The sequence below is a fragment of the Ruegeria sp. AD91A genome, from assembly GCF_003443535.1.
Classification (GTDB): Bacteria; Pseudomonadota; Alphaproteobacteria; order Rhodobacterales; family Rhodobacteraceae; genus Ruegeria.
Genome location: NZ_CP031946.1, coordinates 2,219,380 through 2,244,198, shown reverse-complemented (window position 1 = coordinate 2,244,198; position 24,819 = coordinate 2,219,380). Strand labels below are relative to the sequence as shown.

Annotated in this window: 23 protein-coding genes; 12 read left to right on the top strand and 11 right to left on the bottom strand. The window is 54.2% G+C overall.

Features of this window, described 5'->3' with window-relative positions; genetic code table 11:
- Positions 1-9: 9 nt before the first annotated feature.
- Together D1823_RS11200 and D1823_RS11195 are read right to left on the bottom strand one after the other, a co-directional pair.
- Positions 10-432 carry a nuclear transport factor 2 family protein gene (locus D1823_RS11200; protein WP_117869986.1) on the bottom strand — a complete coding sequence of 141 codons (423 nt, stop codon included), beginning with the start codon at positions 430-432 and terminating at the stop codon, positions 10-12.
- A 1-nt stretch (position 433) separates the two neighbouring features.
- Positions 434-1,069, bottom strand: a complete 636-nt coding sequence (locus tag D1823_RS11195) for a glutathione S-transferase family protein (RefSeq protein WP_117869984.1) — start codon at positions 1,067-1,069, stop codon at positions 434-436.
- A 107-nt stretch (positions 1,070-1,176) separates the two neighbouring features.
- Between D1823_RS11195 and D1823_RS11190 the strand changes: the two genes are divergently transcribed.
- Complete coding sequence (locus D1823_RS11190; RefSeq protein ID WP_117869982.1) at positions 1,177-2,091, top strand: LysR family transcriptional regulator; 915 nt, start codon at positions 1,177-1,179, stop codon at positions 2,089-2,091.
- A gap of 25 nt (positions 2,092-2,116) precedes the next feature.
- Here D1823_RS11190 and D1823_RS11185 read toward each other — a convergent pair whose 3' ends face one another.
- Positions 2,117-3,019 (bottom strand): LysR family transcriptional regulator, encoded by a 903-nt coding sequence (locus D1823_RS11185; RefSeq protein WP_117869980.1) that lies wholly within the window; start codon positions 3,017-3,019, stop codon positions 2,117-2,119.
- 147 nt (positions 3,020-3,166) lie between these two features.
- Here D1823_RS11185 and D1823_RS11180 point away from each other — a divergent pair, with 147 nt between their 5' ends.
- From D1823_RS11180 to D1823_RS11170, 3 genes are all read left to right on the top strand, one after another.
- The gene (locus tag D1823_RS11180) at positions 3,167-3,553 is read left to right on the top strand and encodes a DUF4440 domain-containing protein (protein ID WP_117869978.1); all 387 of its coding nucleotides are present in this window, start codon (positions 3,167-3,169) and stop codon (positions 3,551-3,553) included.
- A 72-nt stretch (positions 3,554-3,625) separates the two neighbouring features.
- The gene (locus D1823_RS11175) at positions 3,626-4,060 is read left to right on the top strand and encodes a hypothetical protein (protein WP_117869976.1); all 435 of its coding nucleotides are present in this window, start codon (positions 3,626-3,628) and stop codon (positions 4,058-4,060) included.
- Positions 4,061-4,085: 25 nt separating this feature from the next.
- Positions 4,086-4,472 (top strand): nuclear transport factor 2 family protein, encoded by a 387-nt coding sequence (locus D1823_RS11170; protein ID WP_117869974.1) that lies wholly within the window; start codon positions 4,086-4,088, stop codon positions 4,470-4,472.
- A gap of 657 nt (positions 4,473-5,129) precedes the next feature.
- Here D1823_RS11170 and D1823_RS11165 read toward each other — a convergent pair.
- Entirely contained in the window at positions 5,130-6,050 is a 921-nt protein-coding gene (locus D1823_RS11165) for a DMT family transporter (RefSeq protein ID WP_117869972.1), read from the bottom strand.
- Between the two features lie 102 nt (positions 6,051-6,152).
- Here D1823_RS11165 and D1823_RS11160 point away from each other — a divergent pair, with 102 nt between their 5' ends.
- From D1823_RS11160 to D1823_RS11140, 5 genes are all read left to right on the top strand, one after another.
- Positions 6,153-8,150 carry an ATP-binding protein gene (locus tag D1823_RS11160; RefSeq protein ID WP_371415273.1) on the top strand — a complete coding sequence of 666 codons (1,998 nt, stop codon included), beginning with the start codon at positions 6,153-6,155 and terminating at the stop codon, positions 8,148-8,150.
- On the top strand, positions 8,147-9,487 hold the full coding sequence (locus tag D1823_RS11155) for a sigma-54 dependent transcriptional regulator (RefSeq protein WP_117869970.1): 1,341 nt from the start codon (positions 8,147-8,149) through the stop codon (positions 9,485-9,487). The genes D1823_RS11160 and D1823_RS11155 overlap by 4 nt, the downstream gene beginning before the upstream one ends.
- A 125-nt stretch (positions 9,488-9,612) precedes the next feature.
- Positions 9,613-10,623, top strand: a complete 1,011-nt coding sequence (gene dctP, locus D1823_RS11150) for a TRAP transporter substrate-binding protein DctP (protein WP_117869969.1) — start codon at positions 9,613-9,615, stop codon at positions 10,621-10,623.
- 68 nt (positions 10,624-10,691) lie between these two features.
- Positions 10,692-11,324: a TRAP transporter small permease subunit gene (locus tag D1823_RS11145; protein ID WP_117869968.1), complete on the top strand. Its 633-nt coding sequence runs from the start codon at positions 10,692-10,694 to the stop codon at positions 11,322-11,324.
- A gap of 11 nt (positions 11,325-11,335) precedes the next feature.
- Positions 11,336-12,736 carry a TRAP transporter large permease gene (locus D1823_RS11140; RefSeq protein ID WP_117869967.1) on the top strand — a complete coding sequence of 467 codons (1,401 nt, stop codon included), beginning with the start codon at positions 11,336-11,338 and terminating at the stop codon, positions 12,734-12,736.
- Positions 12,737-13,167: 431 nt separating this feature from the next.
- On the opposite strand, the gene D1823_RS11135 is transcribed toward D1823_RS11140, so the two are convergent.
- The 6 genes from D1823_RS11135 to D1823_RS11110 form a co-directional block, all read right to left on the bottom strand.
- Positions 13,168-14,241: a hypothetical protein gene (locus D1823_RS11135; RefSeq protein ID WP_162896816.1), complete on the bottom strand. Its 1,074-nt coding sequence runs from the start codon at positions 14,239-14,241 to the stop codon at positions 13,168-13,170.
- Between the two features lie 71 nt (positions 14,242-14,312).
- The gene (locus tag D1823_RS11130) at positions 14,313-16,148 is read right to left on the bottom strand and encodes a glycosyltransferase family 2 protein (protein WP_117869965.1); all 1,836 of its coding nucleotides are present in this window, start codon (positions 16,146-16,148) and stop codon (positions 14,313-14,315) included.
- Positions 16,145-17,758: a cellulose biosynthesis cyclic di-GMP-binding regulatory protein BcsB gene (locus tag D1823_RS11125; RefSeq protein WP_162896815.1), complete on the bottom strand. Its 1,614-nt coding sequence runs from the start codon at positions 17,756-17,758 to the stop codon at positions 16,145-16,147. Before D1823_RS11125 ends, D1823_RS11130 begins: the two co-directional genes overlap by 4 nt.
- 19 nt (positions 17,759-17,777) lie before the next feature.
- A complete protein-coding gene (locus tag D1823_RS11120) occupies positions 17,778-18,998 on the bottom strand; it encodes an NAD-dependent epimerase/dehydratase family protein (RefSeq protein ID WP_117869963.1) in 1,221 nt (406 codons plus the stop codon).
- 151 nt (positions 18,999-19,149) lie between these two features.
- Positions 19,150-21,687: an ATP-binding protein gene (locus tag D1823_RS11115; RefSeq protein ID WP_162896814.1), complete on the bottom strand. Its 2,538-nt coding sequence runs from the start codon at positions 21,685-21,687 to the stop codon at positions 19,150-19,152.
- Between the two features lie 43 nt (positions 21,688-21,730).
- The gene (locus D1823_RS11110; protein ID WP_117869961.1) at positions 21,731-22,225 is read right to left on the bottom strand and encodes a molybdopterin-dependent oxidoreductase; all 495 of its coding nucleotides are present in this window, start codon (positions 22,223-22,225) and stop codon (positions 21,731-21,733) included.
- 155 nt (positions 22,226-22,380) lie between these two features.
- On the opposite strand from D1823_RS11110, the gene D1823_RS11105 reads away from it, so the two are divergent.
- From D1823_RS11105 to D1823_RS11095, 3 genes are all read left to right on the top strand, one after another.
- Positions 22,381-22,998 carry a response regulator transcription factor gene (locus D1823_RS11105; RefSeq protein WP_117869960.1) on the top strand — a complete coding sequence of 206 codons (618 nt, stop codon included), beginning with the start codon at positions 22,381-22,383 and terminating at the stop codon, positions 22,996-22,998.
- Positions 22,999-23,126: 128 nt separating this feature from the next.
- Positions 23,127-23,552: a hypothetical protein gene (locus D1823_RS22110; RefSeq protein WP_117869959.1), complete on the top strand. Its 426-nt coding sequence runs from the start codon at positions 23,127-23,129 to the stop codon at positions 23,550-23,552.
- A gap of 62 nt (positions 23,553-23,614) precedes the next feature.
- Entirely contained in the window at positions 23,615-24,247 is a 633-nt protein-coding gene (locus tag D1823_RS11095) for a hypothetical protein (protein WP_117869958.1), read from the top strand.
- Here D1823_RS11095 and D1823_RS21915 read toward each other — a convergent pair.
- Positions 24,244-24,735, bottom strand: a complete 492-nt coding sequence (locus D1823_RS21915) for a hypothetical protein (RefSeq protein ID WP_162896813.1) — start codon at positions 24,733-24,735, stop codon at positions 24,244-24,246. The genes D1823_RS11095 and D1823_RS21915 overlap by 4 nt on opposite strands.
- Between the last annotated feature and the right edge of the window lie 84 nt (positions 24,736-24,819).

Sequence of the window (24,819 nt, the reverse complement as noted above, 5' to 3'; positions counted from 1 at the left end):
ACCAACCGGTCAATGAATCTTTCGATCTGCCTCTTGAATGGGGTGTTCGTTGATGCTGGCAAAACGATGCGCCATGAACCCATCTTTGTCGAACTCCCAGTTTTCATTACCATAGGCCCGAAACCAGTTTCCGCTGTCGTCGTGATACTCATGGGCGTATCGCACGGCGATGCGATTACCGCCGTAAGCCCACAATTCCTTGATCAACCGATAGTCCAGTTCCTTGGCCCACTTGCGGGTCAGAAACTCTTCAATCTGCGCCTGGCCTTCGGGAAACTCGGCCCGATTGCGCCATTTGCTGTCGGGTGTGTACGCAAGTGCGACTTTCGCAGGGTTTCGACCGTTCCAACCGTCTTCTGCAAGACGCACCTTTTCGATCGCGGAGTCTTTCGTAAACGGCGGTACCGGATGGCGCGGGGCTGCGGATGTCATATCAGCGCGCCCCTAATTCAGCCACAAGGCCGACAGCCGTCGCTGGCATGGCCTGGAAACCTGGCAAGGCTTCGAAACGGGCGAGCCATGCCCGGACATTCGGGTAAGGATCAAGCGAGACATTCCCCTCAGGCGCATGGGCGGTATAGGAATAATTCGCGACATCAGCGATCGTCGGACGATCGCCAACCAGCCAATCACGACCTTCCAGCCCATGTTCCAGCTTTTGCATCGCCTTGGTCGCTGTGGAATCAGCAAAGACTGGGTCCAGCGGGGCGTCAAAAACGGTGATCAGACGTGCGGCACAAGACCCGAATGCAATTTCACCAGCCGCAAGGGTCAGCCAGCGCTGAACATTGGCTTCGTCGACCGGGGTGCTTGGCATCCAGTCAGGCGCATATGTCCGCGCGAGATAGACCAGAATTGCGTTTGAATCCGATACGATTACATCGCCATCTTCCATAACGGGCACCTGTCCGTTTGGGTTCATGGCCAAAAACTCCGGTGATTTGTGCGCACCACTTGCCAAATCCACGGGAACTTCTTCATGAGCGATCCCGGCGAGCTTCGCAAAAACCAAGGCACGATGGGCGTGACCTGACTTTGCGAAGTGGTGAATGCGAACGGCGTTTGACATCAGTGTCTCCAGTTATGTTCAAGGTATGCGCTAGCCCTACCAGTTGTACATTCCAGCGATAATTGTCTAAATTAGCGTATGTTTAAGCCCTGAGAAGGCGCAATAAGATGGATAAAATTGACCGAATGCGGGCGTTTGCGCTTGTCGCCAAGAACGCCTCTTTCACTATTGCCGCGCAACGCATGGGGCGATCTGCGCGTTTGGTCAGCAAATACGTCGCTGACTTGGAAAACGCGCTTGGTGTGCAGCTGCTCAATCGCACCACACGTAGTGTCTCTTTGACAGACGCCGGCGCGACATACCTAACGCTGTGTGAACCTCTTCTTGATGGCTTTGATGAGTTGGAAGAAAGGGTCAGACACGATCAGGCGTCGCTACGTGGTGCGATACACATTTCGGCCCCCACCGGGTTCGGTGCATTGCGGCTAACGCCGTCGCTTGCAAAGTTTGCGGCGAAACACCCCAACGTGGAACTTAATCTGCAATTCTCTGACCGCCGCGTGTCGATCATTGAAGAAGGCTTCGACCTCGCCATCAGGATTGGCCCCATGCGAGACAGCTCACTCAAGGTACGGCAACTGGGCCGCATGCCCTTGGTGGTCTGCGCATCAACTGCCTATCTGGAGCAAGCCGGAACGCCAAACCACCCGCGCGCGCTGGCCACCCATGAGTGTATTCTCGACGGGAACATGACCGAGCCCACCGTCTGGAGGTTCAATATCAATGGCCAGGAAGAGGCTGTCTCAGTCAGCGGACGCTTTCGCATGAACGCGCCCGCAGCCGCAGCCCGGCTCGCCGCAACAGGGGCTGCAATAGCACGTTGCCCCGCCTACACGGTGGCGGACGCCTTCAGGTCCGGTGACTTGGTTGAACTTTTCGCCGAGCACCGGGTCTCGCCATATACTGTTGCCGCGCTCTTCCCGCAGAACAGGCGCCTTACAACGCGGGTGCGCGCGCTTATTGATCATCTCTCAGGCGACGCGGCCTTATGTTCTGACAGCGTCGCGACACTGCCAGGCTGACACGGAAAATCGCCCCAACCCTGCGCTACGCCGCCTTGCCAGACGCTTTTGCCATATCGACAAACGCTCTGAGCCGTCGTGTCATATTACGCTTACTGCGGTAATTCAAAGAATAGCGCGGAAGCTGTCCCACTTGGCCGCTAAGAACTTCGGTCAGGCCACCCTCTTCCAAATGAGGCACAGCTATTTCTCTGTAAAGATATGCAAGACCAAGCCCTTGCTTTGCATAGGCAAGAAGCGACCGCATATCGTTTGCCACCATACGCGGTTTTGGCTGTATCGTGTAAATACCCTCTGGCCCGTTGAACCCCCACGCGGCCAGATTATCACCCGAGCCAAAAGCATAACAGATTGCATCGTGATCTAGGATATCCCGCGGATGGTCGGGTGTCCCCTTCTGCGCAAGGTACTCAGCCAAAGCGACGATGGTCATCTCCAGCTCTGGCCCAACAGAAACAGCATGAGTATCTGGCCCGAGTAGCGTGCTTGAACGGATGGCGGCATCGACGCCTGACGTCAGAAGATCGACCTTCTGATCATCATAGATCACTTCGACATCGACCGTTGGAAATGCAGCCGCGAAACGCGCGACCAGATCATCCAGAAAGAAGGGGCCAGCGCTGTAAGGGGCCGAAAGCCTCAAGGTGCCTGCGACCTCATCTTTCTGCGCGTGGATGTCATCCAGCGCGCCTTCCAGATCAAGTATGGCGGGCAGGCTTTTTACATAGAACTGTTCGCCTACCGGTGTCAGCACGACGGACCGTGATGAACGTTCAAACAGCCGCACGCCCAGACGGTCTTCAAAACGTTGGATTGCCTCACTAACCGACGCCGGAGCTTGCTGAAGATGCTCGGCCGCCGCGCGGAAACCACCACGGCGCGCGACTTCGACAAATACACGAATGTCACCAAAGCTACTACGGGCCATTGTTCGCTTTTCCGATCGCACTGTCAGGATGAAGTGGGGTTATTCTAACGTTAGCAGCGCCATACATACTCAGCAAGACGCAAAAATGTGGCAACGAAGATCAGGTCGATAACCGGTTCTTCAATCAACAACCCAAGGAGCAAGACAATGACCGAACGTGAAGAAATCCAAGCCGCCATCGGCGAATGGAACAATGGCCTTGACAGTGGTGACACCGAACGGATGGTGGCTTCATGCCATCCTGATGTGATGACGGTGAACGAACGCCAGCCCGTAACAATCGGCACGCAAGCGATTCGCGACAAATACAACCCGCGTATTGCCGCCGCAGAAATCACCTCTGGTTATGACATCGAAGATCTGCAGGTCTACGGTGACACAGCCATCGTGTCCGGCCGTTTCTACGGCACGATGAAGATGCGCGACACAGGCGAGGTCAAGAAGCCTGAGGGCCGCTTGGTGCTTGGGTACAAGCGCGACGAAAACGGAGCGTGGAAGATGTTCCTCGACATCGACAACAACGGCCCGGCCTAGGCCGTCGCCGCCGCGCCTGATCTGGCGCGACCGGACCTCTTTCAGGAAAAACCAAGACCCCAGGAGTTCGAGATGAAAACACTTCAGATTGTCACAAAGGAAATCGTCGATTTGCACGACTTCTTTACCGAGTGGTTCAACGGAACCGTAGAGCGCGACCAACTGGAGCCACGGTTCTTGTCACGCTTGGATGAAAATGTCGTCTTCATCCCGCCCGAAGGACACATCATGACAAGCGACATGCTCAAGGGCGGGTTCGACCGCGGGTATGGCTCGAACAAGGACTTCCGCATCCAAATCCGCGACGTCACCATCCGGCATGAAATCGGTGATCTGGTGATGGTAACATATACCGAGTGGCAGATAGGTGCCGCGTTGTCAGTCGAAAAGAAAAACGCGCGTGTGTCCAGCGTCTTGATGAAAATGACCGACCCGGTGACTTGGCTGCACATTCAGGAAACATGGCTTCCCGATGCTCTACGCGCGGCAGGCCCATTCGATTTCTGATCACCTCTAATCTGAAAGCAACGACATGACACAACGTATCGCCCATCACCCCGGTGAAATCGCTGATTGCGTCAGCGCTTATTTGCAAGAAGGTGATCTGGATGGCATCACCTCAATGTTCCATCCAGATTGCCAGATCTTCTTTCCACCCGACCAGCCGCCCCTGACAGGGTTGGAAGGGGCTCGCAAAGCCTTTGAAGGATTCTTGGACATCCGCCCTCAGATCAAAAGCGAGGTGTTCTGCGAGGCCATTAGTGGCGATGTCGCTCTGCTGCGCGCAAACTGGCGCGTTATTGCCCCGGACGGTAATGTGATGGCCGAAGGCCAATCCACCGAAGTTGCCAAAAAGCTGGAAAACGGCGGTTGGGGGTATCTGATCGACTGCCCTAACGGTCCTCCAAGCCTTGCCTGATCGCACGAGCATTTGAGGGCGTCCCACGGCTACCGGACGCTCTCATGATCGCTGGGTGGGATTGCAAAACAGATCGGGATTCGGGCAAAGGTCGACGTGACGCCCGCGCATTACATGTGGGATTTCGCGCCGGATATACCGGCGCTCCGTTGACATGTGTGCGAGAAAGCGAAAGAGCGAATTCAAATCGGCGCAAATCGATATCATCAAACAAAAGCATTGCTAACTCACTTTGCGAAGCAATAGTAGCAAAGCTGCGACCGCGAAATGATGCGGCGTCAGCGAAGTTCAAAGTTTCCGCGTCGCCTAGATCCGCGTCTCGAAAACTGCTCAACCAAACAGCGAAAGAGCCAAAGAGCAGTTTGGATTTGACGGCTTAGACCAGTTTACAATGGCCGCTCTAGTGACCTCGGCGCAGTGCAAAGATGACCGTGCTGCAAGTGCGAGCAAATGCTGCGTCAGCAATATCCTCGGAAGCAAACGGCAGCAATGTCCTGCTGACCACCAATCCCGCCTAGGAAATCCAATGTCCGGTTTCTGCGGTTCTCGACGTGCTGCGCTGGCAAAATCAGTCGTGCTAGCGGTGGTCTGCAAAGAGCTCAATCTGCTTGTCCAAAATCGCCGTAGAGAAAGTCGGCAACGAGACCAAAGCTACCTCTAAGGCTCCTTGCTGATCACGGTCGTCACAGTTTGAATTGACCGACTTTGAGTGAGAGCTATCGCACCCAAAACCAGCGCGCAGGCCAGTGCCTGTACACCCGTGATTACTTCACCGAATGCAAGAACGCCAACAGCAAACATCGTGGGTAGTTCAATACTTCCAACTACAGCAGTGCGCGCTGCCCCAATAATAGGCGAGCAGATCGTGTAAATCAGTTGCGGAATAAGCGCCGTTACAAGGCCAAATCCGACAACTAGAAACCAGTCGTCCCCACTTTCTGGTAGGATTTCGCCGACCTCGGATGAAAGAATGAGAGGGGCAAGGCCAATGACTGACCCAAGCGAGACTGACGCCATTCTGGCTAAAGGCGCAATACGTGACAGGCGGTGCACGAGAACACATATGCCGAAGCCAAAACCGAAAGGTGCCGCTAATGAGACGAGCAGGATTGGAATTTGGTCTGGAGGCACAGATGCCGGAGAACCTGCGGATATCGCAGCAACAACGATCAATCCAGCCGCAATAAGGCTACGCCGTGTTGGTTGATCACCAAAAAGCGCCCATGCGATAGCAATCGTAAACACCGGATAGGTCATGTAGAGAACACCAACCGTCGATGCAGGAACAGTCTCAAGAGCGGTAACATAGCCGACCCAGCCAAGACCCATCACTGCGCCTGCAACCATGCCCCAGACGATTTCCCGCCACTTCGAGCGATGCATTACAAGTGCGGGCAAAAGGACAACCGCTGCCAAGATGTACCGATAAAAGGCAACCGCATAGGGAGCGAGGCCCTGATCGGTGAGCCCACGGCTAAAGTAGGGTACAAGGCCAAAACAGATGGATGCAAAAAGCACACCAACGACCGCAAGGGCATAGGGTATGGCGTTCCGCTTGGCTGAGGTTAGTTGGTTCATTTCTGACAACTAACACGCTACATTGCGGGTGACCTCGTCAAGACAAATGTACGGCAACTTTGCCCGCTTACAGGACGCATGCACCCGCAGAGGTCAAGTAGCTTGGAAAAGGCAGGTAAGGGCTCTTACCGCCAATCGACGCCCACCGCAGAGAATGCCGACAGTGAGCCCATTTCAGTCATATTAGTTTCATGCTGCGCGCGTGCAAAGTGCGACAGATGTTGCTGGCGCAGAAAATCAAACTCCGTAACGCGGCTGAAAACTGGCCGTTCATTCACAACGCAGCAGTGTCTTACGCTCACGCCCAGCGTGTGGGATAGACTATCCCAAGCTACTATGTTCCTATCTTATGGGATCAAAGGGTGCTTAATGCGGTCATCGTCACATATTGCGATCCTGGTTACTGCAGTTGTCGCCAGCACCGGCCTTTACCTGTCATCTTACAGGTATTTCCTTTCGGAAGAGCTTTCGAAAGCACAGGGACGGCTTTCTCTTTATCAAAGTTCGGTCACCGCTGAGCTGGAGCGCTTTTCGCATCTCACATACGTAATGGCGCAAGACCCATTTGTAATCGGAACTGCGCAAGGTGACAGTACCGGAATTCTCAATCAGAGATTCGAGGATTTTGCAGCGCAAGCAGGCCTGGACGCGATTTATCTGATGGATCGGAATGGTATAACGATATCGGCTTCCAACTACCGTGAGGCCGGAAGTTTTGTAGGACAGAATTACGCGTTCCGCCCATATTTCCAAATGGCTCTCTCCGGCGACCAGGGGCGGTTTTACGCGATAGGGACAACAACAGGATTGCCGGGTTATTTCATTGCCAATGCGGTGCGTGGCGAAGCAGGAAAACCAGCTGGCGTCGTTGCTATTAAGATTGATTTTTCCAACCTTCAGGAAAGCTGGAAAAACTCGGGCGAGCAGGTTCTTTTGGCCAATGAAGACGGCGTCGTTTTGCTTTCTTCGAACTCGGATTGGCAATATCGCGCGATGACGCCATTGTCAGAAACTCAGCAAGAACGGATTCGAGATGCCAGGCAGTTTCCGGGGCAAGACTTAGATGTGTTGGATTGGGTTGAGTTGCCGGGAGATCAGGCCAGAATTGCTGGTACAAAGCGCCTGCACCTTGCAGCTACGGATTTACCCCATGGCTGGTCGCTTCACTATTTTGCAAGTGACGATCAGGCCGTAGCACGTAGTTGGCTTGTAACTGCAGTCTTTGTCCTTTTGGCGGGGCTCGCATTTATCTTTTTCCAGATACAACGCGCAAGGCGCGTAAGCGCGGCCTTGGAGCGGTCGGAAGAGGAAGAAGCAAAGCTGCGGGAGGCAAATGAAAGGCTCGCTATCGAAATCGACGACCGCAAGAAAGCCGAGCGGAGCCTCAAACGCACCCAAGGCGAGTTGGAGCGCGCAAGCCGATTGGCGGCTCTGGGGCAATTATCCGCGTCGGTCACGCATGAACTGGGCCAGCCCATCGCTGCGATGCGCAATCACCTGGTGGCAGAAGAGATCTCATCTTCCGGTGAGTCCAAGCTGCCGCAAAAAATTGGAAGTCTAGTCGACAGGATGGAAGGGATCACGCGCCAATTGCGGTTCTTCGCGCGCTCAGAGAGTGAGGCGTTTGACGACGTAGACTTATGCACTTCGGTCAATGCCGCTTTGGCTCTGGTTGCGCCAAACATCGAGCAGGGCAAAGTGAAAATCTCAGTTGATGCGCCGACCGATCCGGTCTTTATCCGGGGCAGTGCCCTGCGGATCGAACAGGTCATCACCAATCTTTTGCGCAATGCCATAGATGCAACGGATGAAGCGGATGCGCCTGAAATTCAAATCGCTATCATGGCATCTGATGATGAGGCAGTGTTGGAAATTCAGGACAACGGTCACGGGTTGGGCGAGGCAACGCTGGCTGAGTTGCAAGAGCCATTTGTAACCACAAAAGAGAGCGGGCGAGGCATGGGCTTGGGACTGGCCATTTCCACCAGCATTGTCAAAGATCACGATGGCACGATGACGGCCCGAAATCGTGATGGCGGCGGAACAGTTTTTCGTGTCACCTTCCCGATGGCCTCTATTACTGAAGAAACGAACGAATGACCCAGCGGCAACCGTTTAAAGTTCTGGTCGTTGATGATGACAAATCTCTGCGACAATCTCTTGTCGAATTGCTCGAAGCCGCCGACTGGACTGTCAGCGCCTTGCCACGTGCGACCCAGGTGACGGAACATCTGGCCAACGCCTCGCCCGATGTCATTTTGTCGGATGTGCGTATGCCCGGCATGTCGGGACTTGAATTGCTGGCCACCCTGGACAGGCAAGTGGCACCTCCGGTGGTATTGATTTCGGCACATGGTGACATCCCGATGGCGGTTCAGGCTATACAGGACGGGGCGTATGGGTTCATCGAAAAGCCATATGAGCCACGGCGATTGCTTACGGTGCTGAGGCACGCGGCTGAACAAAACCGAATGCGAAGAATCAATGCCCGCCTCAAAGACCGGCTGTTCAAACTGTCAGGCCTTGACCGCATCCTGCTGGGCCAAACAGACGCCATCACAGACTTGCGACAAGATGTACTTGATCTTGCTGATACCTCGGTTGCGGTTTTGTTGCAGGGGGATACGGGCACCGGGAAAGAGCTGGTTGCTCATGCTTTACATGATTTGGGCCGCTCGCCGGAGGCACCGTTTTTAGCGCTGAATTGCGCCGCGTTGTCGGCCGATACGTTTGAAGCGGAAATGTTCGGCGTCGCAGGTGAATCCGACGGAAGGCTTGTGGCGGCATCGGGCGGGACCTTGTTTCTGGATGAAATCTGCTCATGCACGCCTGCAGCGCAGGCCAAGCTGTTAAGGGTCATCGAAGATCAGCAGGTGCTGCCGGTGGGGGCTGTGTCGCCAGTGCCAGTAAGCTTCAGGGTCGTGTCAGCAACCAACGAAGATGTTGTACTGGCAGCCGCGGAAGGTCGCCTGCGTCAGGACCTTTTGTTTCGATTGAATACCGTTGTCCTGTCTTTACCTCCTTTGCGTCAAAGACGGGATGATCTTGTTCTGTTGGCAACGCATTTCCTGAACGAATACGCGCAGGTTTATGAGATAGACTCGCCAGAACTCGATCAGGACGATTTGGCCGCTCTGCTAGCACATGACTGGCCCGGGAATGTACGTGAATTGCGCCATGTCTGCGAACGGCGCATTTTGGCGGCCCGACGCGGAGGAGGGTCGGTGGTGCAGGCTATCCAAAGCGATCAGAACTTCGATGAAGTGCCGGATACGCTGCGCGAAGCGGTTGCCGCTTTTGAACGCGAGCTCATCGGCAAAGCCATAAAGGCGCATAAAGGCCGTATGGATGCCGCCGCCGAAGCGCTTGGGATTGGCCGCCGGACACTCAACGAAAAGATCGTCAAACTCGGTCTCGATAAAGAGGCGCTGTTGTAGGAGAAACCACTCTGCGGATATCCGCAGGGACTCCGAAACTTCACGCGCATTTTCCTTCATAGGCAGGCTGCTGCGCATCCTGAATACTCTGCCCAAACACATTGCATGATCTGGGAGGAGCCATTATGCGCAAACATCTTAACCGGGCGGCCATTGCCGCCCTGTCGCTGACCGTTGCATCCGAAGCACTGGCTGTCGAATGGAACGTTTCCCTGTGGGGCAAACGTCGCGCCTTTACCGAACACGTCGAGAAACTTGCCGAATTGGTGAACGAAAAGACGGGCGGCGAATTCACACTCAACATCAGCTATGGCGGTCTGTCGAAGAACAAAGAAAATCTTGATGGGATTTCGATCGGTGCGTTTGAAATGGCCCAGTTCTGCGCTGGCTATCATCGCGACAAAAACCCCTCGATCACCGTTCTGGAACTGCCGTTTCTGGGTGTGACATCGCTGGACCAAGAGGTTGACCTGTCGATGGCTGTCTACCAACACCCTGCCGTTGTCGAGGATCTGGCCCGCTGGGATGCTACGCTCCTGATGCCGTCGCCGCTGCCGCAGTACAACCTTGTCGGCGTTGGTGAAGCACCCAAATCCCTAACCGATTTCGAAGGTCTGAGCGTTCGGGCGACTGGCGGCATCGGTAAAGCGATGGAGACGGTTGGAGCAGTTCCGACCTCGATGTCTGCATCCGAAGTGCGTCAGGCAATGGACAGCGGCATCGTCAAAGCGGTCAGCTTTGCGCCACACGCGCATATGTCCTTTGGCACCATTGAAAATGGCACGTGGTGGACGACGAACCTCAATCCCGGCACCGTCAACTGCCCTGTCGTGGTGAACACGCTGGCACTGGAAGATCTATCTGACGAACACCGCGAAGCTCTGCTGGGATCGGTGGATGAGGCATTGGATCACTACGTGAGCCACTACCAGACCAAAACGATGGAAGCGTGGGGCCCTGAGTTGGATCAACGCGGCATCGAACGGGTCACTTTCAGCGACGAAGAAATCGCAGCGTTCAGAGAAGCCGCTGCCGCCCCCGCGGCCGAGGCCTGGATTGCAGAAAACACCCAGCGTGGCCTACCAGCACAAGAACTCTATGACCTTGTGACTGGGAAGATCGCAAACGGCAGCTAATCCACTCACAACCCGGCGTCGGCTTGATTGGCGTCGGGTTCTTTCTTTCCTGACAGCGGAGTAAAACGATGGCCGGGTCATCCCTGGTGCTGTCCGACGACAGCCGTCTCAGCATTCTCGATCAACATCTCTACAAACTGGAAAGCTTTCTGGCCCTGATCAGCGGCCTCGCAGTTTTCTCGCTGATGGTCATGGCCGTAGTCTCCGTTGGTGGTCGGAATTTCGCCAATGCGCCACTTCCCGGTTACGTTGACTGGATCGAGCAGGCCATGCCGTTGATCGCCTTCATGGGGATTTCCTATGCGCAGCGTGATGGCGGTCATATCCGAATGGACATGGTTGTTGGAGCGCTTAGAGGCCGGACGCTCTATATCGTTGAGTTCGTCACAACCACTGTCATTCTGGCGCTGATCGTCTTGCTGATTTGGGGGAGCTGGGCGCATTTCGCACGCAGCTTTGACTTTGGTGCTCCACTCTGGAGCCGCGACAGCTCCATCGACATAGGTATCCCGCTGTGGCCCGCAAAGCTGTTGGCCCCCGTCGCCTTTAGCGTGCTTTGCCTAAGGCTTGCTCTACAGATCTGGGCCTACGGTCGCGCGATCAGGCACCCGGATCAGGCACCTATTGCCGTCCCGCTAATAGCCGATGCAGCCACTCAAGCTGCAATGGAAGCCGAGCACGTCTCGGGCCACGACAACTGAGGTTAAATCTGATGGAACCCATTGATATTGGTCTGATCGTCTCGGGCGGTATGCTTGTTATTGTGGTGTTGGGGATGCGCGTGGCCTTTGCCGCCGCGACAGCTGGCATGGTTGGTCTGATCTGGATCTTCTGGGCCAAGTTTGGGTACGACCCGGCGCGTTTCGGCAAGGCTGTGACTGTGGCCGTCAAAACAGCGGGGCAGGTGCCGCACTCCAAGATTTCAAGCCAGGCGTTGAGCCTTATCCCGACCTTTATCCTGATTGGCTACCTTGCCTACTACGCGGGCCTGACCAAAGCACTGTTCGAAGCCGCGAAGCGTTGGCTGGCATGGGTCCCGGGCGGGTTGGCGGTTTCGACTGTCTTCGCGACCGCCGGGTTCGCTGCAGTGTCCGGAGCCTCGGTTGCCACATCCGCCGTTTTCGCTCGCATCGCCATCCCCGAGATGCTGAAGATCGGCTATGACAAACGCTTTGCTGCGGGTGTCGTGGCGGCAGGCGGTACGCTGGCCTCGCTCATCCCTCCCTCGGCCATTCTGGTCATCTACGCGATCATTGTGGAACAGGACGTGGGCAAACTGCTGTTAGCCGGATTCATCCCGGGCATGTTCTCGGCTGTGATCTATGGTTTGCTGATCATTGGTATGGCCGTCGTGATCAAAGACTTTGGTCCCGCAGTCTCAGGCTTTACATGGAAAGAGCGTTTCATGTCTCTTCCGCCCGCACTGCCTATCTTGTTTGTCGTCGTTACCATCATCTTCTTTGTCTACAACCCATTCGGAGGCGATGCTTGGGGCACGCCAACCGAGGGTGGCGCAATCGGTGCCTTCGTTGTCTTTCTGATGGCGCTATATCAGGGCATGCGCTGGTCCGAACTTAAAGACGCGTTGCTGGAGACGGCCAAGCTGAGCGTCATGATCTTTACCATCATCTGGGGCGTGTTGGTTTACGTTCGGTTCTTGGGTTTTGCAGAGTTGCCCATCGCGTTCTCCGACTGGATCACCTCGCTCGAGATGTCGCCAATGCTGATCCTGATCTGCATCCTTCTGGCTTATGCCGTTCTGGGCATGTTCATGGATGCGATTGGAATGTTGTTGCTGACGTTGCCGGTTGTTTATCCCGCGGTTATGGCGCTGAATGGTGGCGAGGCCGTAAGCGCAGCTGACAGTACCTTCGGTATGTCTGGACCGATGTGTGCCATTTGGTTCGGTATTCTGGTCGTAAAAATGGCCGAGTTCTGTCTGATTACCCCACCCATCGGGCTGAATTGCTTTGTAGTGGCTGGCGTGCGTGATGACCTAAGCGTTCAGGATGTTTTTAAAGGTGTAACGCCTTTCTTTCTCGCGGATGCTGCGACCATTGCGATGCTTGTTGCTTTCCCTGCTATCGTTCTGTGGCTTCCCGGACAGGTTTGAAGTGGTTTTCCGATGGGTCCAACGGCGATGGATAGGTTGGAGCTTTCTTGCATCCGAAAATGGTCATGCTAGCAGTTGGCGTTCCGAATACGAACTGGACCAATGACAGCTTACTAAGCCTGGTTTGCGTCGCGGTAAAAGACTCGCTGCAATTGCAAAGCGATGCAGCGTTAGCCAAGGCGGAATTGCCAATGCCGGCTCTGTCCGCGAGGCAGCCTTTCGTACTTGTTCCACTGAAGGGCCATCACTCAACCAAAGATCGCTTCACATAAAACCGCTTCAGCGACGTTGATGGCTAGTAGCGACAAAGTGAAACACCAAGTATTTGTGTTTCTCTGAGGCCAAAACGAGGTGCGCGCTCGGAACTTTTCAGTCGGATCGCAAAAGTCCGTACCTGAATGTCTAAAACCTTCCATTTGCTCCGCCTCACTTCACGAACCCGGATGCGCAATATTGTCAATTTTGCTGCTATGCTTTTCCTTTGCAATTTCACTTGCCATGGTCCGTACGGTTGCTCCGCGCAGTGGACCTGATGCGCAAATTGACCAAAGCTCGCGATCCCTGCAAAAACGGTTTTGAGCCATGATTGTACGTGTGTTCATCATCCCATCGATCCGACCTTGATAATAACCGAATGCGCGAAGTTCTTTCTGTAACACGCGAACCCACGCATTCTTGTTGATCCAAAAGGCCGTGCTTGCTGCCTTGGCGTAGTTTTCTGGTTGAGTGTTTTCAAGAATATCTTCGACTTCCAACCAAAATTGAGTGGGACGTATTTCTGCAGCAAGCTTAATCAGCTCTGGCGACAACACCCGATCAGAAATGCCTGGAACTTCCACGAGCATGGCGCGCGTTTGAACAGCCTCTTCGCTTCTATCAGGCTGCGAAGACAGATAGACCAGTGCAACTGCGGCGTACCTCGCGTCACCCCCAAGGCCTGCACGCACAACTTGCTCTACGGCTGTATCGGGCGCCGGTCCTCTTAAACGTTTCCAGTTTATGCGCACCACTAAATCGCGTGCCGCATTTTGATCACCGCTCTCCGCCATACGCTCCAAGATCGCTCGTCCTTGTTTGACGTCTGAAGCGGCGCCCAACTTTCGATCAATGTGTGCCGTTGCCAAAAGCCGTTCTGCGCCGGGTTGGTTGTCGCGGGCGCCAGCCCGGAGGAGCTCCAATGCAACGTCACCCCGTCCCATCTCCATTTCAACTCGTGCCAGAGATGCAGTGGACCAAGGGTGACCAGCATCGACGGCGCTCGCATACCATTGACGCGCTGCTTTTAGATCTTTTTGCGAGCCGATCCCATTTCGGAAATAGTATCCGACCCGATCGATTGCTGGAACGTACCCACTTTCTGCCAAAGACGTCATTGCGGCATGTGCCGCAACTGGATCGGCCTGCTCCTGCTTGATAATGGCCTTGAATTGTAAGCGTTGTTCCTGAGCAGCGCCCACATTTGCCAAAGTCAAAGCTAAGGTAGCAGCCAAAGCTATTTGTCTCATTTTACGCTCCTCTACTTAATCCCATAGTTTGTGTCGGCCAATCTTTTGTGGCAGTGAATGAAATGTCGTCATCATGCTACGCGTTTGGGCTTGTCGGGAACGATGTCGCGTCGGATTGCGAGCTCAAGGTTTTCGGCACGGATGTCGATCAGAATGCTGAGCATAGATTCGAGAGTGAAATAGGCCCGCAAGACCCGAAAGATCAGGTATTCTGGTAGCGCAAGGATGCCGCGCGGCACACCGTTTAGCAGTGAAGCAACCACTGCCACGATCGCAGGCGCACCTGTGGTCACGGCCACGATGGATTGCCATACGATAGGGGTATTTTCGTTAAACGCGACGCCCCACTCTAAGGCCCCAAAAATTATCAGAGGGACAAGCATCGCGCGGCGTGCGGAGTTTACCAGCATGTAGGGCAGGATAACCTTCCCCCTCAACGTCACGTTTGGTCCATAGATCAGGTCCCGACAGCGCGACGAGATGTGATAGATTGAGCGGAACCACCGCATGCGTTGCTCGCGCATGTGGCTGTAGGTTGACGGCACTTCGGAAATGTAGCGGATCTTGGGATCGACAACCGAGTGGAAACCCAGCTCGCCAATACGCAGCGAAATATCGGTGTCTTCGCCATTCATCCCTTCAACAAACCCGCCCAGGTAGCGTGGATGATGCGTGCGGTAGACAACGAACATGCCCGGTATACCCACAACTCCATTCACTGCCCCTATGGCAACTGAGTAGAAGCCGTGTTTCACGAGAACTTCCAACAGGCGCGCCCGGTCAAAAAGGGCTCCACCTGGTGGTACAGGCACGCCGCCTACAACACCTACGGAGGGATCGGTGAAGTATGGCATAGCTCGGGAAAAGTTATCTTCGCCCACAAGAGTGTCGGCATCGACACGCACAAGAAACTCGGTCTCGCAGGCATCAAGACCTGCGTTGAGAGCGTTAGATTTGCCGGGCTTCGGAACATTGATTACGCGCCCCTTTGCGGCCTTGCATGACAAGAGTGTCTCGCGCGCGATTTCTTCTGTGTCGTCGGTCGAATTGTTGTTCATGATTAGAACGTTAACTTCGCCACCATAGTGGTGGGCGGCGCGGTCCATCGCGTTGATTGTATCTTTGATGATGTAGGATTCATTGTGCGCAGGCACGATGACCGAAACGGGTGGATTGAACTTGGGCGTCTTGGCAGTCACCACATCGTAGATCGCAAGCAGATAGAGCTGCCCAAAAAGCACGGGCAGGAACAGGAACACACCCGGACCAATGCCGCCTAGCAGAGTCAAGTTGCGCATCACTTCGACCGCATGCAGTTCCATACCACCAACCCACATCGCGACTACTGCCGCGATGCCAATTGTGACGCCAAGGCGCAATAAAGCACGCATCTGACTAACTGGGATATGCTCGACCCGGATGCGGGCCGGCATGAAACCACGCTCCAGCAGTTTGAACGAATACACCGCAAAGCCGAACAGCCCAGACGCAATGGCACTGAAATGCAGGGAGAAGGATGATCCGAGTATGTCTTCTGCCATGACATTTGCCAGATCGAATACTGCGCAGCCTGCCAGAAAGGTCAGTACCAGATCGAGGCCGAACATCGAACGCCCACGGAAATCGCCGGAGCTGAATGCAGCAAAAGCAACAAAGAACGAGATCAGGAAGATCCGAATCGCAATGGCGTGCCGCCCCGAATGGGCCGAAAACACATAGTCACGGTTTGGAAATACCTGTGCGACAAAATCAGTGTTCACGATCCAAAGTTGTGTTGTGGCAAGCAGCGCAAACACCGCCAGCATCTTGGGTGCCTGCCATTCAGAAACCGATCCGGCAAAACGTTTAGGTGCGCTGTCGACCGAGACAAAGTTGATCTGTTCGCGCCTGTCATCAAGGTCACTCATCCTTTTGCCTCCGGTAATACCGGGGCGGCGGGCGTCACCAGCAGTGCAAGACCGACATGCGACAGTGGTTCGTTCGGTAGTAGTTTTCTAACGGACAAGCCTTGGGTGGCACTGACTTGCGTGACTAACCAGGTGGTGCCACCATTAGGTAAAAGCGGGGCAGGGTGACCTGGGCCCAGAACATTGATGTGAACCTTCCTTGCAGCCGGTTTGAGTTCAACGCCGGCAGGTACCACCAGATCCAACATGCGGCTTGCCGCGGCAGCGTCCAGCGCGGTCAGTTCTGAAGTCATGGCAACGTTGACCGGTCCAACACTGTGCAAAGCAGTGTGTAATTCGGACATTGCGTTGGCAAAGGGTGTGTCACTAACGATCAAACGGGAATGAGGTAGTAACTCCGCCACCAGTTCAGGACCCTGATCACACACGCCGTCTTTCGGAGCGGTCGTTGTCGCCACTACTTCGAGCGTATTTGTGGCGACCTGAATATCAACCGGGAGGTCAATTAACGTTTGGTACTCGGCGTCAGACCCATTGGTATGCTCTTGAAAAACAAGCCGGTTGTTCAGCGTTACGGTGAGCGACCAATTCTGACCATGCATGAGGTGCCCAAGCTGCATGCGAAGGTCCAACTGGCTGGGTATGTACTGTCTGCTGTGGCCTCCCAGTTCGAACCGCTCACGCCATACAGCTTGTCTGTAAAAGCGACGCAAACCGCCATTCGTTCCCTTTTGCGCCAACGCGCCTACCGTTTGCGCGCTTACATCGGTTTCAGGAAAGGCTGGAAGTGCCGCGCGTAGCTCGAGGGTATTTAGAGCTGGTTCTTGTGAGGACGGAGCAAACACGGTTGCAAGGCCCCGTCGCTGGAACTGGGTTGCCAACACCAAGCGGCGAAGCTGTTCGTCTTTTTTCAGCCAGTCGGGCCATGCAACGCGCACGACATTACCCCAGGCATGTACCTGATCGCGTACACTGTGCAGTGGTCGATCCAGCGTCAAAAAAACGGCACTGGTCGTTTCAATCTCAACAACGGCTTCAAAACCATCCTGCGAACCACACTGGATTTGAGGGCCAGTGCCCTGCAGCGAGAAAGAAACGACCAGTTGGTTCCCTGCAAAGTCCGCCTGTGAAAGAGGAATTTGCAGGGAACGTCCCACCTCGCCTGAACGCAGCAGCATCTCGCCTCGACGGGTATTATTGATTGAGATGCGTAGCACCCCTTCAACCCCAACCAGAACCTGAGACGTTGCATCGATTTGGAGGTATCCAGACGTCGGGCGTGCATCCACTGGCATCATGAATGCGACGCTCTGGTAGGCGGGAAAACCGGATAAAATGACTGGATTGTCGGGATCGGCGCGCAATATCACTGCTTCGTACAAGTCTTGTGCTTTGGCGGGTGTACGGTGCTCAAACACCAATTGCGGGCCGGACGTTACTTCATGGATGTAGCGTTTTCCTTGTTCCAGAATGTTCATTGTCGATAGCAGGAGGGCTATGCCTGCCAAGAGAAATCCCATGAGCCCAATGCCAATCATGCGCATGTTTTTCACTGTAATTTTATGGTTATAAAAACCGACCGCGTTAGGCCCACCTCCAAGCAGGTCCAACGCGAGCGGTGCGAAGTTGTCAGGCCACCTTGCGTGGCTTTGGAGAGACGATGCCTGGACGTTGCTTGTGGGTCCAGGTGGATACACAAGGGATCATCTTGTGAATGCACCGGTCCGCATATTTTGCGGCAATCTTTTGTGTTTCTTCGATCAACCCTTCGGCCAGCGTGATGGGCTTCAGACCCAGAGAGAGAAAAGTTTTGTTCGAAACACGCAGATCGTTTTCAGCAGCTTCGTTGCGCGGGTTGTCTACGTTGGCGATCTGAGCGCCGGAAACATCAGAAACCAGTTTGGCTAGCTCGCGCACGGTATGCGTTTCGGTCATTTGGTTCAGGATCGCAACTTTGCCGTCCTTTTCAGGCGGATTTTCAACGGCCAGGGCAAGGCACTTCACCGTGTCCTGAATGTGGATGAACGCCCGTGTCTGGCCACCTGTTCCGTGCACCGTAAGCGGGTGGCCAACAACGGCCTGCATCAAGAAACGGTTCAATACGGTTCCATAATCCCCGTCATAGTCGAAGCGGTTGATAAGGCGTTCGTCCAGTTTGGTTTCGTCCGTCTGAGTTCCCCAAACGATACCTTGGTGCAGGTCGGTGATCCGCAGCCGATCGTTCTTGGCGTAGAACTGGAACAGCAGCTGATCCATGGATTTCGTCAGATGGTAAACGCTGCCGGGGTTGGTCGGGTACAAGATATCACGCTTCGTGATCTGCTTGTCATCACCAGGCACATAGACCGGCAAGTAGCCTTCAGGAATTTCCAATCCGTCATCATCGTATCCATAGACGCCCATAGTGCCGAGGTGGACAAAGTGTGGGTCCAAACCCAGTGCGACCGATGCCGCCAGTAGGTTGTGAGTGCCCGAAATGTTGTTGTCGACAGTGTAGCGCTTTTCAACGACACCCTTCATCGAATAAGGGGCAGCGCGCTGCTCGCCAAAATGCACAATGGAGTCTGGTTTGATCCTGTCCAGCAAAGTGGTGACCGCGTCAAAATCCTGTGCAATGTCGATGTTCTCAAATGCAATGGTATTGCCTGAATGCTCTTTCCATGCGGCCAGTCGATCATCCATGGAGGCAATCGGCGTCAGGCTGTCAGCGCCCAACGCCGCATCAATTTCACGGCGCGACATGTTGTCGACGATAGTAATGTTATGACCCAACTTTGATAGGTGGAGCGCCGTTGGCCAGCCACAGAATCCGTCGCCACCGACCACTATGATGTTTTTTGAATATTTCATTTTGATGTTCCTCTACGCGGGCCCCTCCAGGCGACCCTGTTCAAGATGAATTCAGGTGTAGAGGCCCGGAGCAAAACGTGCCGGGGTGCGAGAGTATAGATTGGGGGGATTAAGGCTGGGGCAGCTATCCCAACGGGTAGGGCGGATAGGCCTATGGGGTGTTGGCGTGGCGGTTGATGGCCCCATCAAGTACCGATTTTGATGTTACTGCCTCGTCGTCAAGTCTATCGGCCCACGTCTGAAGTGCCCTGAGTTTTCTATCGCGCGCGTTGTTTTCCAGCTTTTCCAAAGCATCGCGCAGTTCTATCTGCCCCAGAAGAGATGCGGCGCCCTTGGCTCTATGGGCTGCTTCAGCGATAGCCAGCATATCGGGCGGGTCGCTCGCCGCGCGAAGGTCCGCCGTAAATTCAGCCACCTCTGCCAGAAATTCTTCCGCGATGTTTGCGACCTTGTCACTGCCCAACAATTCGATCATCTCAGCAAGCGCTTCGGGAAAATGTTCCGAGTCCGGTTTGGACAAGTGCTTTGAAGTGACTTCTGCAACGATGTTGTGCAGTGCCTCCAACCTGATGGGCTTGGTATGAAAGCGATCCATGCCCGCAGCTACAGATCTTTCACGGTATTCTTCGCGCCCATGGGCTGTTAATCCGACAATATGTGTCCCGGCGTTTATCCCGTTACTGCGGCGTAAGCGTTCGGTCGCTTCAATCCCGTCCATGACTGGCATGCTGATGTCCATCAAGATGATATCGAACACCTCGTTCTTGGCCTTTTGTAGGCAATCTTCGCCGTTAACAGCCTCGCGTACAGTGTGTCCCATCGTCATTAGCATGTCGCACAGGACACTGCGGTTGATGCTGTTATCTTCGACAATAAGGATGTTGCATGAGGGCGCTTGCTTGGCGTTTTGGGCCAGATTGTCACTGTCGTCTCGCGTCTCAGGTTCCGTGCGTCTTAAAGGCAAAGTTAAGATGAACAACGATCCCGCACCTTCGACACTTTTTAGGGACACATCCCCGCCCATCGCCCGCGCGATGCGACGAGAGATGGACAAACCCAAACCATCCCCACGAGCCTGGCGACCTTCGCTATTCGCGAGGGCAATAAAATCCTCAAACACCTGTTCGTGCTGTTCGGCCGGAATTCCGATGCCGGTATCGACCACTTCAAAACGAAGTGAAGAGGTTTCGGGGCCATGAATGCCGCTGACGCGTAAAGTGACTTCTCCATCTTCAGTGAACTTAATTGCGTTTCCGATCAAATTGGTAAGTACCTGGCGAATTCTCCCGGAATCACCGTGATATGGCCCTTGCATTGCTGGGTTTATGTTGAGTTTCACAGCCAAATTTTTCTCATTGGCGAGTGGTTCAAACAATTCGACCAACGCTTGCATTAGCTCTGTTAGATCAAAGGCTTCGGAGTTCAGTTGAAGATTACCCGTTTCAATACGAGTGATATCAAGTGCTTCGTTCACATGTTCCAGCAAAACCTCGCCGGAAGATGTTGCAATGCGGGTATAGCGAGCCTGTTGGTCGTTTAGGGGGGTAGTCTTAAGCAGATCAAGCACACCCAGGATACCGTTCAAGGGGGTGCGCATTTCGTGGCTCATCACTGTCATGAATTGTGACTTGGCCTTGTCCGTCCTCTCGGCTCGGTCGCGGGCATCAATCAGCTTCTGCTCGTTGATCTTACGCTCGCTGATGTCACGGATGTAGGCAATGAACTTGGTGTCATCACCATCATGAGTGGTTGTAACGTTTAACTCGACTGGGAACTCTTCGCCACTTTTGCGCAAAGCCGCAAGCTCGACGCGGCCGGCATCAACGACACGTGGCGCGCCCGTTTCTAGGTAACGCTTCATGCCATTGTGGTGCGCATCGCGCATACGCTGTGGGATGAAGGTGTCCTCCATCGTCAACCCAACAATTTCGCTTCGGGTCCAACCAAAAACGCGCTCGGCCGAAGCGTTGAATTCGATAATACGTCCGGAGCTATCTGAAGTTACAATCGCATCTAGTGATGCAGCGACGGTCGATGCAAGTTGCTTTGACGATGCAGATAGAGCCGCGTCCCTGCGAACGGAGCGCTGCAAAAGGCGATCCATGAAGAGTAACAAGAGTGCCATAAGGATCAATAAACCAACTGCAATTCCCCCGGTTCGAGACAACTGGCCCGCCAATTCAGCGCGCCGGGCTTCGGAACGCTCGGCAACTATCCGGACGCCCAGCAATGCAAGTTCTCGAACAACAGGGCGAACGTCACGAACCAAGCGTTTCAGCTCAAAAAGATCAGTTTCGTCCAGTGGCTCGGACGAATCCAAAATTGCAACGGCATCGTCCCCAAAGACCTCGATTTTCTCAATCAATTCAGCCGCTTCGCTACTGTCACCATAGATTTCGCGAGCCCGTCCAGAATTGACAACGTTCAAACGACTTAAGGCAATATCTGCACGCAACTGTAATTGGTCAGAGAAGCCTGTCTGTGCAGCAATTTGCTCGGTTAGAACGGCGTCGAGGTTCGCAAACTCGATGTCAATCTGCGAAATGCTCCACTGTATGTTGTCTTCATCAGCGCTCGACAAGTCGCGTACCTGTGTTAACAGGTTCGAGACCATTGTTGCGAACAAGATGATCAACAGGCAGATGCCTGCCAATACCAAGAGACGGTATCGGTTCAACTCTGGCTTCAATTGCAACCTCCTGCTTGAGGTCACCGTAAGCACACTCCGCGTGTTAATCTACGACTTTCAAATGCTTAAGCTGCCATATGCTGAACGTGTAGATCGTTTCAGCCCGGTATTTGGGATCCTGATCGTATGGGAAAACAACCCAATACGGCCCCTTGTCCCTAACAGACATCGTTTCGCCATCCATGCGAGTGGCGATGATCGGAGCGTCGTTTTCAAGTTCCGCCAGTGGCATCGTGACCTTGTAATCGTTCAAGGCCACCATTTCGATACTGGTGCCGTTTGTGTTCAATTCGGTTAGCAGGGCTTTTAACGGCACCCCCGAGAACGTAACTTTATCATCTGTCCAGATCGTTGAGGTGCTGAATGTCACCTGGTCCATTGCGTCAAGATCTTGAAGGCTGAATTCGACGGTTGCGGAGTTAGAGCCTGATGTTGTTACCTCCAACGTCATCTCTGCCCGAGCTGTGGCCGGAGTGACTAAACTCAGCAATAGCATGAACAGCACGATGTAAATCCGCGAGTAGTGTTTTTGTGCCATTGAATAGACTCCGGGTCAGGTAAACTGGGTTATAACTATTGATCCCCCACGGTCATCAGAGCATTGGCATAGGCAACTATACCAAAGTATAGTTCTGTCATGTTTTGGCCTGATTTTTTGGTTGTGAATGCGTTCAGCGTAAGGACACTGTGGACATGCCTAATATCCTGTTAGCTGACGACCATGATCTGGTCCGCGATACAATCGCGGCCTATCTGGAAACCGTAGACGACTTCAAAGTCCAAACCGCTGCCAATTTGGAAGAAGCGTTGGAATTGATGCGCGGTCTGGATTCCATCGATCTGCTGATCCTCGACTATCACATGCCGGGAATGGACGGCCTGAATGGCCTCAGTCGCGCCCGTCAGGCCTTTCCTGCGACTAAGGTTGCACTGATGTCAGGTGTCGCTAACCGAGAGGTTGCCAACAAGGCAATGGAGAACGGTGCAAACGGGTTTATTCCCAAGTCGTTGAAAGCCGTGTCGCTAGTCAACGCCATCAAGTTTGTACTGTCAGGCGAACGGTATTTTCCCTTTGATTTCGGACAAGCAGATGAGCCAGTGGAGTCATCTGGCGTTTTTGCCACCCTGTCCGGCCGGGAGATGCAAACGCTGGAACAGCTCTGCAACGGCCTTTCCAACAAAGAAATTGCTCGAAATCTGGAAATCCAAGAGGTCACGGTAAAGCTGCATGTAAAAAACGTGCTGGCAAAACTGGGCGTTTCCAATCGAACGCAAGCCGCACTACTGGCAAAAGAGAAGCAGTTGTTCTAAACTGCGGAACAAACGTCACAACAGCTTTTATTGTTTCTGCTTCGAACGCTCATTTGGTTGCATGGCGAATTTCTCATTCCACTAAAAGTGCCCTGTGTTGCGCGCGGAGTCTAAATAGCTTTCGAGCTTTGGCTCTACGATCACTGAAGCGGTCAGCAGCATCAGTTAAGAGGGATACTCAGGCTGGAGCCAGAAACCAGATAGAACTTCTGAAAGAGTCCGGCATCGAAAAGGTCGCCTTTGCCACCGAGATTATCGGGGACCCTACGGCACTCACCAAACAGAACGATGAATTCCAGTACCGCCTCGAGGAATGGTCGTCCTACGAAGTGCTGGTCCAGGCGACTTCGAAGGCCGGTGAGTTGTTGGCCTTGTCGGGTAGACTCAATCCCTATCCCGAGGGTCCGTTGGGCGTGATTGCCGAAGGTGCCTATGCCGACATTCTGCTGGTCGACGGAAACCCGGTCGAGGATGCCCTGATCATGACGGACTACGAGAACAACTTCGATCTGATCATGAAAGATGGCGTGATCTACAAGAACACACTCGACTGAGTGTCGCGTGGGGTGAACTTACCTCGGCACCCGGCGCACTAAATTCTAAGGGAGAGAAGGACATGAGTATTTCGACAAAGACGGCTGCCGTCGCGAGCCCGGTATTTTGCACGGCCACTGCCAAGTTTGCACAGGATACGCTGCCGCAAACCCTGTTCACCAACGTCCATGTCTTTGACGGAGTAAAGGAGGCGCGGATCGAGAACGCCAGCGTTCTGGTTGAAGGCAACTTGATCAAAGAAGTTACCACCGAGGCCATCGACGCGCCTGGCGCGACGGTTGTGGATGGAGGTGGTCGCACATTGATGCCCGGGCTGATCGACAGCCACGTCCGCCTGAACCTTACCGGTCTATTCACAAGCTTTGGCGGCGCGGAATATGCGAATTGGGACGGCGTCGGCTCGATGGCGGTCGCAAACGCGCGTGACTACCTTATAGATGGATACACAACGGTTCGCGATTCCTGTGGCCAAGGCGATGCGATGAAAAAGCTGATCGATCAGGATATCCTTGTCGGGCCACGGATTTACTCGAGCGGTGCGTGCATCGGCCCACAATCTGGTCACACGGACTGGCGCAGCCCTCGTGCCCAGGCTGAAGGTGGCCCCGTCGCACAGGTGGAAGAACTCAATCTCGCGGTCTTTGCGGACCGCGTAGACGAAGTCAGTACGGCCGCGCGCCGGAACCTCAGCTAGTCGAATTGATGAGCAGCTCCGACATGGCTGTGGCGCTGGAACGTGTTTACGAAATTAAGGCTGTGGAAGATGTAAAGTGATTGGAGGTTTGTCGCACCAGAGATCGTACTTTCCACCACGACCGACCCTTGCCACTGCATTATTGAGCGCCTTTGCATTATCTGGCGGTGCTGCTGATGACCAGGAAAATTCTGCTCAGGCGAAACTGGAGGCCCAGCCCAGGTATCGTTGGGTGGTCCGGGATCAGCCAGCGCGCAGCAGGAGCAAGACAGGTTGCGCCGGCTGGAAGATTCGCGTTGGCCCGGTTTGGACCGTGCCATTACCCGGCTGGCTTCGATGTTAATTGGAGCCACAACGCATGTTGTGTCCGTGTAACCTTGGCGGAGTTCCTCTGAAAAAAGCCAAGGGAAAATACCAAGCCCTGCCAACTCCAGAAGGCTGGTGCTGACAAAGCCTTGTGACATAGAAAAAGAAGCATTGCCGCGCATGGAATCCCTCTGTCGTCGCCTACGCCGTTTTGTCTATCTGCAATTCGGCGTTTGCCAATCTGCTGGACTAGATGGGCACATAAT